Source organism: uncultured Rhodospira sp., assembly GCF_937138205.1.
Taxonomy (GTDB): Bacteria; Pseudomonadota; Alphaproteobacteria; order Rhodospirillales; family Rhodospirillaceae; genus Rhodospira.
Genome location: NZ_CAKZOT010000021.1, coordinates 1 through 16,090, shown reverse-complemented (window position 1 = coordinate 16,090; position 16,090 = coordinate 1). Strand labels below are relative to the sequence as shown.

Below are 16,090 nucleotides of genomic sequence, written 5' to 3'. Positions count from 1 at the left end.
GTCCCAGACCATCTCGCTGTAGTGGCTGGGGCGCAGGATGCGCATACTGGCCGGGTCCACCTTGGCCAGCACGTCCAGGTCGATGAAGCTGTCGTTGAGCGGCGTGACCAGGATATCGGCCCAGGCGTGACCGGCGCGCGACAGGTGGTTGTCGGCCCCCGGCGTGTCGATCAGCACCAGGTCGCATTCGGTCAAGAGCGCCTCCACCGCGTCGTCGAGGCGGTTGCGGTCGCCGGCCTCGTGTCCCGACAGTTGGATGGACTGATGCGTCGGCATGGGCAGATGCAGGCCGAAGCGGTGGCCGTAGGCCTCACGGTTCGAGACATAGGTGGAGAGGGTGCCCTGGCGGGCATCCAGGTCGATGCTGCCGACGGTGAAGCCGGCCCGCAGGAACCCGACCAACAGGTGCATGGCGACGGTGGACTTGCCCGAGCCGCCCTTTTCGTTGCCGACCACCACCACGCGCGGCGCGGTGGGCGAACGGCGCATCATGTCGGACACCATGTTCATGGGCTCACGGCCTCCAGAGCGGGGCGCGGGGTGGCGTCGGCTTCGGCCGAAGCCGGGCGCAGCCACACCGCGCAATCGTGAAACGCGGCACCGCCGTTGGGCGGTCCCGGATCGGCGCCCACCAGGGCGTTGATGCCCACGCCCTCGGCGAAGGCGTCGTTGGGCCACAGGCTTTCCACCACCAGCGTCCCCGGCCGCAGCCCGGCGAAGCGGCGGGCGTGCACGGTCACACTGCCCCGGGCGTTGCCGAGCCGCACCGGATCGCCGTCCCTCAGGCCGAGCCGGTCGGCGTCGGCGGGATGGACCATGACCGTCGGGTGGCCTTCCAGGCGGCGCCCTGTCGGCGTTTCGTTGAAGCTGGTGTTGAGGAAGTTCCGCGCCGGGGCGGTGACCAGGCGGAAGGGGTGCGTCTCGTCGGTCGCCTCGATGACGTCGAGTTGGTCGGGCAGGTCCGGCATGACCGCCGCCTGCGCGCCGCGCCAGGCGCCATGGAAGCGGAAGCGTCCGTCGGGATGGCCGAAGCCGGTCAGAAGGTGGTGGCGTTCGAACGACGCGGCGCAGTCCACCCCGCCCTGGGCGGCGATCTCGTCGGCGCGCGGCAGGCCGGACAGGCGCAACGTCTCCTCGACCAGTTCGCGGGCGCTCATCTCGTTGGCCACGTGCGCGGGCGCGTCCAGCCGCGCCATCAGGTCCCGCAGCACATCGTGGTTGCAGCGGGCCTCGCCCGGTGGCTCCAGGACCTTCAGACCGACGCCCAAAAAGGTATGGCCGCCGGCCTTGTACAGGTCGTCATGTTCCAGGAACGTCGTGGCCGGCAGCACCACGTCGGCCATGCGGGCGGTCTCGGTCAGGTGCTGTTCGTGCACGCAGGTGAACAGGTCCTCGCGGGCGAAGCCTTGGGCCACGCGGGTGCTGTCCGGCGCCACGACCATCGGGTTGGTGTTCTGGATCAGCAGGGCCGTGACCGGCGGCCCACCCAGCAGCGCGCCGCGCTCGCCGGTGAGGACGGCGCCGATGCGCGACTGGTCCAGCCAGCGCTGGGTGCCGTCGCGGTGGTCGGCGGCGGTGATCAGGCTGGTATCCACCGGGAACAGGCCGGACATGCTGTACAGCGCGCCGCCCCCCCGGTGCGCCCAGGCGCCGGTGACGGCCGGCAGGCAACTGACGGCGTGCATGGCCGCCGCGCCGTTGCGCTGGCGGGTGAAGCCGTAGCCGACGCGCAGGTACGCCCGCTTGGTGCCGCCGTACAGGCGGGCGAAGGCCTCGATCTCGGCCGCCGGGATGCCGGTGACGCGCTCGGCCCAGGCCGGCGTGCGGTCCCTCAGGTGCGCCTCCAGCCCGTCCGGGTCGTCGGTGTGGCGGGCCATGTAGTCCCGGTCGGCCAACCCGTCGCGGAACAGCACATGCATCACCGCGCAGGCCAGGGCGGCGTCGGTCCCCGGGCGCGGCATCAGGTGCACGTCGGCCTTCTCGGCCGTGGCGGTGCGGTAGGGATCGACCACCACCAGCTTGGCGCCGTGGCCCTTGCGGGCCTTGGCCACCCAGGTCATGACGTTGACCTGGGTGTGCACGGCGTTCAGGCCCCACAGAACAATAACGTCGCTGTCGACCATCTCGCGCGGATCGACGCCCCACTTGTGGCCGACCCCCGCCTTCCAGCCGGCATCGGCCAGGGCGACGCAGATGGTGCCGTCCTGCAGCGAGGTGCCGAGCAGGGCGCGCAGGCGCTCCATGCCGTCGCGCTGCACCAGGCCCATGGTGCCGGCGTAGTTGTGCGGCCAGATGGCTTGCGGGCCGTGGCGGCGCCGCGCGGCGTCGAAGGCCTCGGCGACGCGGTCCAGCGCCTCGTCCCAGCCGATGGGCTTGAAACAGCCCGAGCCCTTCGGCCCGTCGCGCAGCAGCGGCGTGGTCAGGCGGTGCGGGTTGTGCACCCGCTCGGCATAGCGGGCGACCTTGGCACAGATGACGCCGTCGGTGTATGGATTGGCGCGGCTGCCGTGCACGCGGCCGATGCGGTCGGGCGCGAGCCGTTCCACCTCCAGCGCGCAGGCGCTGGGGCAGTCATGCGGACAGGTGGACCGAACGATCTCCACCGCCATCGGGCGCGGTCCTTTCGCTGCGGTTCGCTGCGGTGCCGCTCGAGTCGGCGCCAAGACCTTGGGGGCCATGTGGGCATCGACCGCAAGGGGTAGCCTTTCGACACTGTACAAGGAGTTGACGGCGCCCGCAACGGCGATCACGTCCCCGAGTCGCCGTCCGCCCTGGACCGGGACCCCGCCACGAAGGCGTCATAAAGCTGTGTGATCCAGGACGCTTCGGGTGCCGGCTGCGGCGGGCTCTGAAAACCTTGAAAGGATTCATGTTTCCGATGACCGAGACCGAACGCTGGCGCGCGCCGTGGATCGACCTGGTGTTGCCCGTGGCGGCCATGGCGGTGGTGGTGGTGGCCTCCAACATCCTGGTCGGCTATCCCATCAACGACTGGCTGACCTGGGGGGCCTTGACCTATCCCGTCGCCTTCCTGGTGACCGACCTGACCAACCGCCGCTTCGGCCCGGCGCGGGCGCGGCGCGTGGTCTATGTCGGCTTCGCGCTGGCGGTGGTGTTGTCGATCGTGCTGGCCACGCCGCGCATCGCGCTGGCCTCCGGCACCGCCTTTTTGCTGGCGCAGACGCTGGACGTGCGGGTGTTCGACCGGTTGCGCGAGCGGGTGTGGTGGCTGCCGCCTCTGGTGTCGTCGTTTCTCGGCTCGGCGCTGGACACGGTGGTCTTCTTCTCGCTGGCCTTCGCCGGCACCGGCCTGCCGTGGATCGGCTGGGCCACCGGCGACTTCGCCGTCAAGATCGCCGTGGCGCTGGCGCTGCTGCCGGCGTTCCGCCTGCTGGCGCGCGCGCCCGGCCTCGCGGCGGTGCGATGAGAGGGCGCCTCGCAAAAACCGTGGCGGTGCTGGCGCTGGCCACGATCCTGACCCCGGCGTACGCCGGCGCGGCGGACGCGCCGCTCGGCCCCAGCGTCATGCTCTGCCTGTACGACGCCGACGGCCACATGCTGGCCGGCCACGCCGAATGCCCGAAGATGGCCCGGCCCAGCGACGCCATGGTGCCGGAAGCCCACTGCTTCTACGACCGCCAGGGGCGGCTATGGCGCGGCCTGCCCCGCTGCCCGCGCACGGCGCCGCCGTTCCTGATGGAGGAGGCAGGGCAGCGGCAGTAGGCGGCCCCCCCCTTGGGGCGGCTTACAGCGGCGGACCGAGGTCCAGGTGCCGCTCGATGTCCTCCGGTGGCAACTTCGACAGGTCCTTGTCGTATTCGGCCACCACGCGCTGCTGCACGGCGTCCGTCAACTCGTGGCGGAGGTCGCCCAGCATCTTTGGCGGCGCGACAACGATCAGGCGGGCGAACTGCTCGCGCCTCTGGCCATCGCCCAGCGCTTCGGCCACGGTTCTGGCGAAGCGGTATTTTTCGAGCCGTTGCGGATCGGTCGGCGCCTCGTGCGCGTGGCGCCCCTCGCCGCCGCTGTCGAACGTCCGGCCCGGCCGGTCGCTGGTGATTTCGCGCGAGGGCGGAACGTCGGTTGACGTCTCCCACAGCGGCGACCGCCCCAGACGCCGCCCGCCGGCCTCCACCTCGAACAGGCGCGCCCGCTGGGCATCGGCCACCAGCACCCATGTGGTTGGTTTGGTCATCGCTCACCTCCTGCGCCAAGGTCTGTGCCTGTCGTGTGGGATTGGGGCTCCCACAATGTCAGACAGGGAGGAAACGCATGGCGCCGCCCTGGGCTCCATCCGGGATCGCGGGATCACACCCGCTCCACCGGCACGGCGAGCACGTAGCCGCCGCCCCACACGGTTTTCAGCAGTGCAGGGTCCTTGGGGTCGGCCTCGATCTTGCGGCGCAGGCGGCTGACCTGGGTGTCCATCGAGCGGTCGGTGACGGCGGCGTTGTGCCCGCGCGCCAGGTCGAGCAACTGGTCGCGGGTCAGCACCCGCTGCGGATGCTCGACGAACGCCCGCAGCATGGAGAACTCGCCGCTGGACAGCGCCACCGCCACGCCGTCCGGTCCCTCCAGTTCGCGCCGGCCCAGGTCCAGGATCCAGCGGTCGAAGCGCACCCGCCCCGCCGGCGGCAGGCGGTCGGCCGGCGCGCCGGCCGCGCCCTCACCGGACCCGGTTCGGGGTCCGGCGCGGCGCAGCACCGCGCGGACGCGGGCCAGCAACTCGCGCGGATTGAACGGCTTGGCGATGTAGTCGTCGGCGCCCAGTTCCAGGCCCACGACCCGGTCGGTCTCCTCGCCCATGGCGGTCAGCATGACCACCGGCAGCGCCGCCGTGGCCGGATCGGCGCGCAGCGCCCGGCACAGCGACAGGCCGTCCTCGCCCGGCAGCATCAGGTCGAGGATCACCAGATCCGGGCGGCGCTCGGCCGGGCCGGAGAGGACGGCGCGAGCGGCGGCCGCGTCGGCGGCGGTGTCCACCGCGAACCCATGCTGCCCCAGGTAGCGCGCCAGCAGGTCGCGGATGTCGGCGGTGTCGTCCACCACCAGGATGCGCGAAACCGCTCCGTCCGTCCCCGGGTCAGCCATGGCGCGCCTTTTCGTCCAGACGGTTCTGGCGCCGGCAGGCAGTGACCACGTTGCGCATCAGCATGGCGATGGCCACCGGGCCGACGCCGCCCGGCACCGGGGTGACCCAGCCGGCCACCTCGCGCACCTCGTCGAAGCGGACGTCGCCGACAATGCGCAGCTCGTCGTTCACCGTCACCCGACTGCGGCCCAGATCGATGACCGCCGCCCCCGGCTTGACGTGGCGGGCGCGGATCATGCCGGCCCGGTTGGTGGCGGCGATCAGGATATCGGCCTGGCTGCAGATCTCGGTCAGATCGCGGGTGTCCTCGTGGGCAATGGTGACTGTGCAGCGCTCACCCAGCAGCAGCCGCGCCATCGGCCGCCCGGTGCGGTGGGTGTCGCCGACCACGACGGCGTGCCAGCCGATGGGGCGCGACTCGACAAAGGTTTTCAGCAGGTGGACGCCGGCCAACGCCTCGCAGGGCACGAACGCCGGCACGTCGTTGGCCAGCAGGCCGGCGTTGCGGGTGTGGAAGCCGTCCACGTCCTTGCGCGGATCGACCGCCTCGATCAGGCGGCGGGCGTCGCGGTAGCGGGGCATGTAATGCTGCACCAGGATGCCATGCACCGAATCGTCGTTGTTCAGGCCGTCGATGACGGTGATGACCTCGGGATCCGTGGTGTCCGCCGGCAGGGTGTGGAGCTGGGCGCGCACCCCCGCCTCTTCGGCGCGCGCCGTCTTGTTCTCGATCAGGCGCAGGGTGTTGGGGTCGTTGCCCACAACCACAATGGCCAGGGTGACGGTCAGGCGGTGTTCGGAGTGTAGGTCGCGGACGTCCTGATGCACGTCCCACAGCATCTCGCGGGCCGTGGCCTGGCCCTCGATCACGCGCGCGCCTGTGGCCATGGCGGGTCTCCCTTGGAGTGCGGAACGTGGGTCCAGGGGCGCTCAACGCCGGGGCAGGCCGGCCAGGTGCCGCGCCAACGTGTCGACTGTCGCCGTGTCGGCGGTGATGTGCAAGGTCTTGCGGCGGTCGGTGGCGCCGGCGACGACCCGGATGGCGCTCTTGGGTCGCTTCCAGGTCTTGGCCAACAGCGCCACCAGGGCGGCGTTGGCCTTGCCGGCCTCGGGCGCGGCGGTGACCGAGACCCGCAGCCACGCCCGCCCGTCGGCGTCCAGCGCGATGCCCTCGACGCGGTCGCGCGCCGCCCGGGGAGTGAGGCGCACCGACAGGCGCGCGCCCTCGGCGTCGGCGGTCAGCGGCAGGACATCGGTCTCGGCACCGGCGCTCACCGGGCCGGCCCTCACACCATCCGGATCATCAACTGCTCGATGACCATCTGCAGGAAGATCAGGACCAGGATCAGCACCACCGGCGACAGGTCAATGCCGCCCAGGGCCGGCATCCGGCGGCGGATCGGCCCCAGCGCCGGTTCGGTCAGCCGGTGCAGAACCTCGCCCACGGTGGCGACGAACCGGTTGTAGCCGTTGATGACGTTGAAGGCCACCAGCCAGGACAGCACCGCCTGGATGATGATGACCCAGATGTACAGGTTGATGACGATCAGAACGATGCTGAACAGCGGGACGAGGATGACGTCCATGGATGGCGGTTCCCTGATGTCTATGGGTGAACGGCGGCGACCCTAGTCGAAAACGGCGTGCGTGGGAATCTCGGGATGGGGTGGAGGCGCCTACCCGTCCGCCTCGGGCCAGAAGGCATCGTCCAGCATCTGGGCCACGCTGAACGGGCACTCGGCCGGGAACGTGGTCTCCGGCAGGCCGGTCTCGCGTTCCGCCTCGATGCGGGCCAGACGCCAGGCGCGGGCGATGGCGGCGTCGAGATTGCCCTTGAGGCTCGGATTGTCCTCAAGATGAGCCGCGAGGCGCAGCCGCTGTTCCTTGACCGACAGGCGCCACGAATTGCCGCGCCGCGCTGGTTGAACCCGCCATTTCAGCAAGTGCAAGAGAAGGATCACCAGCCGGTTCACCAGTTCGCGCCGTTCCGTGCGGCCCATGCTGTCGATCTCCTCGGCAAGATGGGCGACGTCGGCCTCGGCCAGCCGGCCGGCGCGCAACAGCGCGGCCTGTTCCTGGGTCCAGGCGTGGAAGTCCTGATCGTACAGGGTGGACATGCGCGGTCCTCCGCATCCTCACAGGGTGACAGCATCCGGCCCGCCTGGATGCCCGTCAAGCCAGGTCCAGCAGCGCCCGCGCCTCGGCGGCGATGGTGGCGGCCGGGTTGATGGGCACGCCGGTCCACGCCTGCCAGGGCGTCTCGTCGTCCAGCGGCCGGGCCGCCCCCGCCTCGACCAGCTGCGCGTGAAAGCGGGCGTGCGGCGCGCGCGCCCACCCGGGCGGAGCAAAGATGTAGAGCGGCTTGGCGGGCGTCGTCGCCTCGGTCAGCATGGACATGGAATCGCCGGTGACGATGACACCATCGGCCAGCCCCAGGAAGCCAAGGTAGGGGTTGCCGGCCGGATCCGGTGTCCAGGCGTGAAGACGGTGCGGGCCGCTCAGGGACGCGCCCAAGGACTCGTGTAGCGCGGCCACGGCGTCCGGTCGCGTGCGCCGGCTGGTGGTGACCATCAGCGACCCGCCCGCGCGCCGGGCCAGGGCTTGCGCCTGCTCCACCAGCCGCCGGGCCACCGGCGCGTCCAGCCGGCGGCGGCCGGAATCGCCGCCCACCAGGACGGCGATCCAGGGGCGGGGCAGGGCGGCTACCGCCGAACGCCAGTCGTCGGCCGCCGCAGCCAGGCGCTCGACGGTCAGCGGGTGCGGCGCGCCGGTCACCACGGTCACGTTGGGGCGGCGTGTCAGGCGCTCCACATGGCGGTCGTGCGCCGGCACGATGAGGCGGTCGAAATCGTCGTGGCCGAAGCGCGGGTCCTGGATGTGCAGCAGGCGCGGCGCGCGCCCATCGCGCGCGGCCAGGGCGTGCTTGAGCCCACGCGCCACCGCGCCGGCGCGCCGCCCGGTGGTCACGATCAGGCGCGGCGGCGGCGCGGCCAGCAGGTGGGCGCGCGTCTCCGGCGTCGGCCGCACGTGGCCGGCCAAGCGCTGCCACGGCCATTCGCGCGCGTAGGCGAGGGGCAGTTCCAGGCACGGCAGGCCCAGTGCCCGCACCACGCCCCGCGTCTGGGCGTTCGACCCGGCGAGCCCGTCCAGCAGCGCCCAGACGGAGGGGGGGCGGGCTGGCATCACGGTGACCACAGTCTAGTACAAGTGTCCGTATTAACCGGAAAAACACCTATTATAGGCGCAGATCCGACGCAACACGAAAGATTGTGATGGTTTGCTTCCATTCTGCCAACCGTATTAAACCCCTCCCGAAAATTCAAACTACGTCGCATACACACGAGCGACAATGACCAAAAATTGATCGCGGAAGACGACTTGACCTAATGCTCGGAGGCAGACTATGGTGTACGAGTTTGGTATCGTGTTAGGAAGGCGCTATTTGATGCTCGAAGACGAACTTGAAATCGCCCGGAGACTTGTAAAAACAGAAGCTTATCAAATGTCTGTTGGTGAGATCGCCAGCATGTACAGAGACAGAGAGGTTATAATTAACCCCGACTTCCAGAGATTATTTCGGTGGAACTCTGGCCAAAAGTCAAGATTCATTGAGTCCATTTTGCTTGGAATCCCGGTTCCATCAATATTCGTATACGAAAGGGAAGACTCCAAGTGGGAGATAATTGATGGACTTCAAAGAACATCCACCATTCTTGAATTTATGGGGTTGCTGAGGGATCCTGACTCGGAAGAGTTGTTGCCACCTTCTTGCTGTGAGGCAACAAAGTACCTGCCATCTCTTTATAACGCGGTGTGGGAAGCCTCAGACAAAATACATGATGTTCCTGTGGAAAGTCAAATCCCCCTGAAAAAGCCACAACAGCTTGATATACGGCGAGCGAGAATTGGCGTTGAGATCTTAAAGCGGCCGTCTGACAATAGAACGAAATACGATCTTTTTCAAAGGTTGAACTCGGGCGGAGTGCCGGCGAATCCGCAAGAGGTCAGGAACTGTATCATAATTATGGTTAACCCTCAGTACTTTGATTTCATCAAGAGAGCTGCAGAATACGAAAAGTTCATTGAAATATTGTCAGCTTCTTCTGATCAAATAACCCGACAACGCCACATAGAATTCGCCACCAGATTCTTTGTTCATACTTATATCCCATATGACGGGAAGCTGGATGTTGAAGAGTATATAGACGACGGGATTATTAAATTAGCTGAGAAGGGGGTAGATGTCGAAGCGTGGCAAACATTCACGAAAACGTTTGATATTCTTTATGCAGCATTTGGTGATAAAGCTCTAAAGCGGTTGGAAGGTGGAAAGCACGTTGGAAGAGTTGGACGTGCTGCCTTCGAATGCCTTGCAATTGGTCTGGCCAGAAATATTGAAGTAGTGTTTCGCAGGCCTGATCCAGTGGAGTTTGTTAGAGAAAGAATTGATTATTTCTGGACCTTACCGAGTATATCAAACTTCCTATCGCCAGGACTCAGGGGTACGGTCCGCATCCAGAGGACTATTTCATTCGGGGATGAGCTTTTCTCGTCATGAGCAAACCTAGAACATCGAATGATTTATTGTATCAACTTGACGCTGATCTTTCTTGGCGTCGCCACGAGCTTTCCGAGCTCCACTCCGTAATAAAATCTTCTGATGAGGCTCGCGCAAACGTCCTTACTCGGGCTCTAATCCCATTGCTTTATGCCCATTTCGAAGGTTACATTCGATTTTGTATTCTCAAGTACTTTCAATATCTTGAAACCTTAGGCTTACCCTACTCCGACCTTGAACGCCAGATATACATCAACTCGTTCTTGAAGAAAACAAAGAGCATGTTTGGTGCCGGAGCAAATCTCATTAGCATATCAGGACACATAGATGAAATAATATCATCTCAACACAACAGGTGCACTCATGTTGATTCGTCGTTGGTTGACGCAAGAAGCAACCTGAACTCAAATGTATTAAAGGAGCTCTGTTATTTGTGCTCACTTGATTACGGCGATTTTTTGAAGCACGAGTTGTTTCTCGATAAGTTTCTTTTGTCACGTCGAAACAGCATCGCGCATGGTGAAGAAATATACCTTAGCTCCAGAAATGTAAAGGGCGAGAGCGAAGTAAAAAAGTTTATTGATCAGACTCTCGAGATGATGCTGTTGTTTAAGGCGTCGGTTTCAAGCAAAGTCGCCGAGCAGAAATACCTTTGTTCGAGCAAATAGAGTGTAATATGTAGTTTATTCTCCTGCGTTCTGCTAATCATTCTTGCCGCCCCCTCCTTCATGCCGCTCGCGCATCCGCTCCAGCTGCTCGCGGAATTTCTCGCACGGGTCCACGTCCTCCAGCGCCGGGGTGAGGACGACCAGGTCGAAGGGCGGTGGGCCGGTGTCGGCGTCGGTGTCGCGCAGGTCCGCCGGAGCGGGATCGGCGGGCAGGTCCTCCGGCACCTCCAGCACGCCCACCGACAGCACCGAGGCCTCCGGGGCCAGATGCCCCAGCACCCACGGCACCGCCCGGTCGGCCCGGGCATGGCCGTTGCCGGCGATCAGCACGGCGCCGTCGGTCTCCTCCAGGTTCGCCCCCACCAGCAGGGCGCGGGCCATCTCGCCGTCGCGCAGGCGCTGGGCGGCGATCATGCCGGGCAGGGCGGACTCGGGCAGCATGTCACAGTGGCCGCGCAGGATCTCGGCGCCCAAGGCCTCGCGCAGCGCGTCCGGGAACGGCACATCAAGCGCGCGCGGCGCCAGCCCCTCGGCGCCGACCACCGCCTCCCAGCCCTCCATCGCCGCGCGGCGGATGTCGGCGCGCGGCAGGTTGCCGGGCAGCAGGGGCAGGTCGGCGTCCAGCGCCACGGCGGCGATGGGCTGATAGAGGGCCCAGTCGGGCCAGCCGCTCTCGCCCCAGTCCACGGCCGGCCCCAGGCCGGGGGCGTCGGCGTCCGGGCGGACCAGATAGTCGGCCAACGCCGCCCCCTGGCCGGCGTCGAGCATCTCCCACACCACCGCCGGGTGGCGCCCCGCCGAGACCATGCGCTCCAGCAGCCACGCCTGGGCGCGGTGGTGGTCGGGGTTGTCGTGCTTCTCGCCCAGGATCACCAGATCGGCGCCGGCGAGCCTTTCGGTCACCGCCTCGGGGTCCAGAGCGGCGCCGGTGCGGGCGTCCAGAATGCGTCCCACCAGCGGATGGTCGGCGCGGATGTCCGTCATCCAGGGATGGGACCACGGCGGATCGGCGGCGCGGGCGGACGTCATGGGCATGGCGAGCAGAAGGGGCGACAGCAGGGCCAGCGCGCACAGCGCGGCGAGACGGCGGATCGGGAGCATCGGCGGCACCAGGGCGAAAGGACAACGGACGGGCGGCGCACCGATCATATGGGATGTCCAGGGTCGATTGCCATGTGTCGAACCCCTTGGCCCTGCCCCGATCCGCCAAGGTGGTGCCGCATTTCCCGGGGTATCCTTGGGGACATGGCCGTCCGTTCCGGCGGGCGGCTCCGGGTGTGGGACACGGACCATGGCGAGGACAGCACCAGCGGAGATCGCATCGCGCCTGCGGCGCCGTCTGGCCGGCGTCGGCGTGCTGGCGGCCATGGTGGTCGTGACCGGCTGTGCCAGCCTGAGCCGGGAAGAGTGCCTGCGCGGCGACTGGGCCGCCATCGGGTATTCGGATGGCCTCCACGGTCGCTCCCAAGCGCGCCTGGGCGATCACTTCGAGGCCTGCGCCGACCATGGCGTCAGCCCCAATCCCACCGCCTATCGCACCGGCTGGGCGTCGGGCGTCCAGGTTTACTGCCAGCCCGGCAACGGATTCGACCTGGGCGCCTCGGGGCGGACCTACCGGGGCGTCTGTCCGCCGAGCCTTGAAGGCGCATTCCTGTCCGCTTACCGGGCCGGCCGGGGCCTGTACGAGCACCGGCAGGCTGTCGAGGCCCTGGAACGGGACCTGGACCGGCTCCGGCGCGACCTCGATCGCGTGGCCGACGACATGCACGCGCGCGAAGACCGGCTGGCGGCTGGGGATCTGGACCCGGGGGCGCGCGAGCAACTGCACGTGCAGCTGCGACGTCTGGCGGAACAGCAGGGGACCCTGCGCGAGCGCCGCACCCATCTGCGCCGCGACCTGGACGCCGCGCGGCGCGAACTGGAGGCGTACCGGTCCCACGTCCGGTTCCGCTGAGGCGACGATCGCTGTGTGCCGGGGACGGAGGGAGAACCGCGATTGCGCGACCCGATCCGGTGCACCGCGTCCGGACCGCGCGCTATTCCATCCGATGCGTGCGTTCGCGGCGTTCGTGGCGTTCCTGGGCCTCCAGGCTCAGGGTGGCGATGGGGCGGGCCTCCAGCCGGCGCAGGCTGATCGGCTCGTGAGTTTCCTCGCAATACCCATAGGTCCCTTCGGCCACCCGCTGCAGGGCAGAATCGATCTTCGAGATCAGCTTGCGGGCGCGGTCGCGGGCGCGCAGTTCCAGGGCGCGGTCCATTTCCGCAGAGGCGCGATCGGCCAGATCAGATTCCTGAAGGCCGCCGTCCTGCAAATTCTCAAGCGTTTCCTCGGCTTCCTTGATCAGTTCAGCGCGCCACTTCAGCAACTTTATGCGGAAGTACTCGCGCTGGAAGTCGTTCATGAAGTCTTCATCTTCACTTGGCCGATAATCCGGCGGCAGCGTAACGCTCATTGTCCGCCTCGAACCCTTCTTCGTGCCTTTGCGCGCCCCTCAACGCGGGGACCCCGCTCCGCCCCTTGACCGGCGGGACTATAGGCGGGCGCCTCCCCGGTCGCAAGCGTTCCGGTGGATTCGGGGCCGAAATGTGGTGAAAGCCGAACGCGACGGCCACGTCGGCACGGCGCCCACCGCGGGACGGGGCGTCACGGCGTCGTCGGTCGGCACTGATCACGGATCCCGGCGCTTTCCGGCCTTGGCCAGGTCCGCGAGGTAGCCCTCCCAGTACGCCTCGCGGTGGCAGCCCAGGTCCCACAGATAGTCCCACCGGTAAATGCCCGACTCGTGCAGGTCGTCAAAGACGATGCGCAGGGCGTAGTGGCCCATCGGCTCCAGATCCATGATGCCGACGTGACGGCGCCCGCCCACCACCTGCCGCTGGTCCGGGCTGTGGCCCTGCACCTCGGCCGAGGGGCTGTAGACGCGCAGCAACTCGGCCGGCAGCACATGCACGGTGCCGTCGGCGTAGCTCAGCGTCAGGGTGTGGTCGGCCCGGCTGACGGCAATGTCGACCGGGACGCGCGGCGCCTGGGCCTCGCTCATGCCGCCGGCGCGCCCGGCGGCGCCTCATCCAAGGTCCGCGCCTCGTCCACCAGCATGATGGGCACGCCGTCGCGGATGGGATAGGCGAGGCCGGCCTGCCGGCTGATCAGCTCGCGGTTCTCGCGGTCGTACTCCAGCGGCCCCTTGCCCAGCGGGCAGACCAGGATTTCGAGAAGCTTGGGGTCGATGGGGGTGTCGTCGGCGGTGTGGGGGGTGTCGGTCTCGCTCATGGGGGGTCCTTTTGCGTGGTCCTGCTCCGGCCCGGCGGGGCCGTCCTGTGCAATATAGGCCGCCGCCCCTCCGGACGCCAATGCGGCGGCGTGTCTCAGCCGTACGACTCTTGACCGGAGCGGGAGGCGACCATCAGTGAACCGCCACGCCCCGACATCACCGCTCGAAACCCTTGCGCCTCAAGGATCCGGATGACCTCGCGGCCGGACAGACCGGGCCGCTTGCCCAGCGGCCACCTCGCCGTCGGTGACGAAACCCTCCCCTTCGAGACCTTACCGTCTTGTCGAGCAGAAGCGCCGGTCGCCCGGCGCCTCTACTCGACAATCGGGTAGCCTATCCAGGGGAGGGGGGCCGAGCGGTGCCCTCCGCCAGAACCGGACATCATGCCGGCCGGTGCGAATGGATCATCCGGATGTCGGATCAGGTGTCGGCCGTCAGCGTGCCGTAGACGTGCGCGGGAACGGTGTTGAGCTGTTTGCGCGCGTTTTCGATCCACTTGCCGGTGGGCACCGAGGGATCGCGCGGCGTCAGGATGGCGATGGTGGACAGCGGCCCGTACTTCTTGGTGAAGGCGTCGAGCTGCTGGACCTGCATCTGGCGACTCTTGTCGCTGGCCTCGAAAATATCGCGGAAGACGCTGCGCAGGGTGCGGAAGAACTCCTCCACGCCAAAGGTCATGTCCTTGAGGATGGCCTTGCCGGGGCGGACGATGAAGATTTCCGCCGAGTCCATCTGTTCGCCGACGGCGGCCTCGACCCGCCGCATTTTCCGGTTCACGGCGTTCAACTGCAACAATTTGACCCGCGTCTGCACGTAGGCCTGGATCTCCTTGTCGGCGATGTCGCCGGACAGGGTGCGCCCCTGGCGGAAAGCGCTGAGGTGGCTGAGGTCGTCCCTGGGCATCCCCTCGACGATGGCCGCCACGTGCTGCTTGACGTCCGCGTGGCGGATGTCGCGCAACGCCCGCGTCTCGCGCATCCAGCGGGTGATGAGGCTGGCCGCCTCGCCCGCCTCCAGGCCCTCGAACGACACCAAGCGGGCCAGCTTGGCGGCCACCGAGAAGGTCGCCTCGGCATAGTTGGCGAAGACGCGTTCGATCTGCTTCTGCTGACCCTGCGCCTTGGCGAAGGCATACAGGGCGAGCGCGGTTTCCTCTTCCGATGGCTCGAACTGGATCGCTTTCCCGACCAGCGCGTACAGTTCCGTGACCGTGGTCGGGAACATGTCGGGGGTGATCTTGTTGTCGGCCAGGAACTGTTCGAATCGGGCCTGCCCGTCCTCGCCGGCGGTGCCGAGCTGGGCCTGCACCAGCGTCTGGCTCATGGCGTCGTTGAGGTCGGTGCCCTCGAAGTACTGGCCGATGGAGTACTCGACGATCTCCTTGAAGCCGGCCAGCGGGTTGCCGTACTTCACCTTGGGGATGCGGGCGCGGCGGATCTCGACGGCGGACTTGAACGCATTGGCGGCCGCGCCCATGGCCGGCTTGTCGACGCCGCGGATGAACTGCGGCCCTTCCTTGGCCATCTGCAGGTAGAGCTGCAGGGCGATGGTGAAGGCGGCCTGCCAGAGCTGGTTTTCCGACACCCGCAGCAGCACCAGCCGGTCGCGCACCGTCAACGTGTTCGTCTCGGCGAACTTCATGAACAGCATGTCGAGGATGCGGAAGGCCCACTTGTCCGGCGTATCGTCGGGACGATAGCCGAAGGCGTCGGTGTTGTTCAGCTTCAGGAACAGGATCAGGGCGTTGCGCACCGGCGTCATCGACTTGGGCAGCGTGATCTGCGGCTTGCCGCCCAGCGCCAGGGTGAGAAGGGCTTCCATCACGCCCACCTGCCCCAGGCGCACGATCCCCTTGCCGTCCACCAGCACGCCCGACTGGAGGATGGCGTTGGCGTTGACCTGCGAGACCTCGGCCATCAGGCTGGAGACGTCAACCGACTGGAATCGGCCGAGGAGTTCCAGGACCTTTTCGTTGATCGACTCCCGCCTCATGATCCTGTCTTGAGCCTGAATGGGTGGGGGGACCACGGGCGGTCCCGACGGTATCGGAACGGGCGGAAGACAAGCCACGGCCGCGCACTGAAGATCACATTAGGAATCCGCCTTCGAGAATGTCAACCGCGCCGGGATGGCACGGGCCGCCACGCGCCGTCCGGCGGCGCGGCGTCGGCGTTGCGCTGCGCCATACACCCCCGCTCCCGGTCCTTACCGTGCGGCCGGCGCCGGCGGCTGTGAGGTTGGTCACACCTATGACTCGGCACTCGTCCCCTTGTATGGTGGGTGGTTCTGGACTCAAGCCGCAGGACTCAAACCCGACGGAGCCGGCCATGCACATCAACCCCAAGGTCCTGATCATCGGCAGCGCCCTTGCCATGATCGGTCTTCATGCCTGTCCGCATGTCAGCCGGAGCGAACCCGCTCCCATCGCGCCAATCACTGCGGAGGCCCGGCCGCCGGCCCAATGAGGGTACCGGCATGGGGCCTGACCGCCCGCACGGCG

Annotated in this window: 20 protein-coding genes; 6 read left to right on the top strand and 14 right to left on the bottom strand. The window is 67.1% G+C overall.

Annotated elements, in window-relative coordinates; all coding sequences use genetic code 11:
• Together Q0309_RS02340 and Q0309_RS02335 are read right to left on the bottom strand one after the other, a co-directional pair.
• The coding region (locus tag Q0309_RS02340) for a division plane positioning ATPase MipZ (RefSeq protein WP_299437047.1) at positions 1–510 on the bottom strand (510 nt) is incomplete at its 3' end.
• On the bottom strand, positions 507–2,609 hold the full coding sequence (locus Q0309_RS02335) for a molybdopterin oxidoreductase family protein (protein ID WP_299437045.1): 2,103 nt from the start codon (positions 2,607–2,609) through the stop codon (positions 507–509). The genes Q0309_RS02340 and Q0309_RS02335, both read right to left, overlap by 4 nt.
• 269 nt (positions 2,610–2,878) lie before the next feature.
• Between Q0309_RS02335 and Q0309_RS02330 the strand changes: the two genes are divergently transcribed.
• Together Q0309_RS02330 and Q0309_RS02325 are read left to right on the top strand one after the other, a co-directional pair.
• A complete protein-coding gene (locus tag Q0309_RS02330; RefSeq protein WP_299437043.1) occupies positions 2,879–3,427 on the top strand; it encodes a queuosine precursor transporter in 549 nt (182 codons plus the stop codon).
• Positions 3,424–3,723 carry a hypothetical protein gene (locus tag Q0309_RS02325; RefSeq protein WP_299437041.1) on the top strand — a complete coding sequence of 100 codons (300 nt, stop codon included), beginning with the start codon at positions 3,424–3,426 and terminating at the stop codon, positions 3,721–3,723. Before Q0309_RS02330 ends, Q0309_RS02325 begins: the two co-directional genes overlap by 4 nt.
• Positions 3,724–3,745: 22 nt before the next feature.
• Here the strand turns inward: Q0309_RS02325 and Q0309_RS02320 are convergent, their stop codons facing one another.
• The 7 genes from Q0309_RS02320 to Q0309_RS02290 form a co-directional block, all read right to left on the bottom strand.
• Positions 3,746–4,195: a host attachment protein gene (locus Q0309_RS02320; RefSeq protein WP_299437039.1), complete on the bottom strand. Its 450-nt coding sequence runs from the start codon at positions 4,193–4,195 to the stop codon at positions 3,746–3,748.
• Positions 4,196–4,308: 113 nt separating this feature from the next.
• Positions 4,309–5,091, bottom strand: coding sequence for a response regulator (locus tag Q0309_RS02315; protein ID WP_299437037.1), 783 nt, complete (start codon positions 5,089–5,091; stop codon positions 4,309–4,311).
• On the bottom strand, positions 5,084–5,980 hold the full coding sequence (locus Q0309_RS02310) for a tetrahydrofolate dehydrogenase/cyclohydrolase catalytic domain-containing protein (protein ID WP_299437035.1): 897 nt from the start codon (positions 5,978–5,980) through the stop codon (positions 5,084–5,086). Before Q0309_RS02310 ends, Q0309_RS02315 begins: the two co-directional genes overlap by 8 nt.
• 42 nt (positions 5,981–6,022) lie before the next feature.
• Positions 6,023–6,367 (bottom strand): DUF167 family protein, encoded by a 345-nt coding sequence (locus Q0309_RS02305; RefSeq protein ID WP_299437033.1) that lies wholly within the window; start codon positions 6,365–6,367, stop codon positions 6,023–6,025.
• Positions 6,368–6,378: 11 nt separating this feature from the next.
• On the bottom strand, positions 6,379–6,678 hold the full coding sequence (locus Q0309_RS02300; protein ID WP_299437031.1) for a YggT family protein: 300 nt from the start codon (positions 6,676–6,678) through the stop codon (positions 6,379–6,381).
• Positions 6,679–6,768: 90 nt separating this feature from the next.
• Entirely contained in the window at positions 6,769–7,209 is a 441-nt protein-coding gene (locus Q0309_RS02295; RefSeq protein WP_299437029.1) for a DUF29 domain-containing protein, read from the bottom strand.
• Between the two features lie 55 nt (positions 7,210–7,264).
• The gene (locus Q0309_RS02290; protein ID WP_299437027.1) at positions 7,265–8,275 is read right to left on the bottom strand and encodes a mitochondrial fission ELM1 family protein; all 1,011 of its coding nucleotides are present in this window, start codon (positions 8,273–8,275) and stop codon (positions 7,265–7,267) included.
• A gap of 220 nt (positions 8,276–8,495) precedes the next feature.
• Here Q0309_RS02290 and Q0309_RS02285 point away from each other — a divergent pair, with 220 nt between their 5' ends.
• Positions 8,496–9,650: a DUF262 domain-containing protein gene (locus tag Q0309_RS02285; RefSeq protein ID WP_299437025.1), complete on the top strand. Its 1,155-nt coding sequence runs from the start codon at positions 8,496–8,498 to the stop codon at positions 9,648–9,650.
• Positions 9,647–10,318, top strand: coding sequence for an MAE_28990/MAE_18760 family HEPN-like nuclease (locus Q0309_RS18550; protein ID WP_366940547.1), 672 nt, complete (start codon positions 9,647–9,649; stop codon positions 10,316–10,318). The genes Q0309_RS02285 and Q0309_RS18550 overlap by 4 nt, the downstream gene beginning before the upstream one ends.
• Before the next feature lie 33 nt (positions 10,319–10,351).
• Here Q0309_RS18550 and Q0309_RS02280 read toward each other — a convergent pair whose 3' ends face one another.
• The gene (locus Q0309_RS02280; protein ID WP_299437023.1) at positions 10,352–11,419 is read right to left on the bottom strand and encodes a ChaN family lipoprotein; all 1,068 of its coding nucleotides are present in this window, start codon (positions 11,417–11,419) and stop codon (positions 10,352–10,354) included.
• A 190-nt stretch (positions 11,420–11,609) separates the two neighbouring features.
• On the opposite strand from Q0309_RS02280, the gene Q0309_RS02275 reads away from it, so the two are divergent.
• Positions 11,610–12,272, top strand: coding sequence for a DUF2799 domain-containing protein (locus Q0309_RS02275; protein ID WP_299437021.1), 663 nt, complete (start codon positions 11,610–11,612; stop codon positions 12,270–12,272).
• A gap of 82 nt (positions 12,273–12,354) precedes the next feature.
• Here Q0309_RS02275 and dksA read toward each other — a convergent pair whose 3' ends face one another.
• From dksA to Q0309_RS02255, 4 genes are all read right to left on the bottom strand, one after another.
• Positions 12,355–12,771, bottom strand: a complete 417-nt coding sequence (gene dksA / locus Q0309_RS02270; protein WP_299437019.1) for an RNA polymerase-binding protein DksA — start codon at positions 12,769–12,771, stop codon at positions 12,355–12,357.
• 216 nt (positions 12,772–12,987) lie between these two features.
• A complete protein-coding gene (locus tag Q0309_RS02265) occupies positions 12,988–13,359 on the bottom strand; it encodes a DUF971 domain-containing protein (RefSeq protein ID WP_299437017.1) in 372 nt (123 codons plus the stop codon).
• Entirely contained in the window at positions 13,356–13,589 is a 234-nt protein-coding gene (locus Q0309_RS02260; protein ID WP_299437015.1) for a Trm112 family protein, read from the bottom strand. Before Q0309_RS02260 ends, Q0309_RS02265 begins: the two co-directional genes overlap by 4 nt.
• A gap of 421 nt (positions 13,590–14,010) precedes the next feature.
• Positions 14,011–15,582, bottom strand: a complete 1,572-nt coding sequence (locus Q0309_RS02255) for a hypothetical protein (protein WP_299437013.1) — start codon at positions 15,580–15,582, stop codon at positions 14,011–14,013.
• Positions 15,583–15,917: 335 nt separating this feature from the next.
• Here Q0309_RS02255 and Q0309_RS02250 point away from each other — a divergent pair, with 335 nt between their 5' ends.
• On the top strand, positions 15,918–16,055 hold the full coding sequence (locus Q0309_RS02250; protein WP_299437011.1) for a hypothetical protein: 138 nt from the start codon (positions 15,918–15,920) through the stop codon (positions 16,053–16,055).
• The last annotated feature ends 35 nt before the right edge of the window (positions 16,056–16,090 follow it).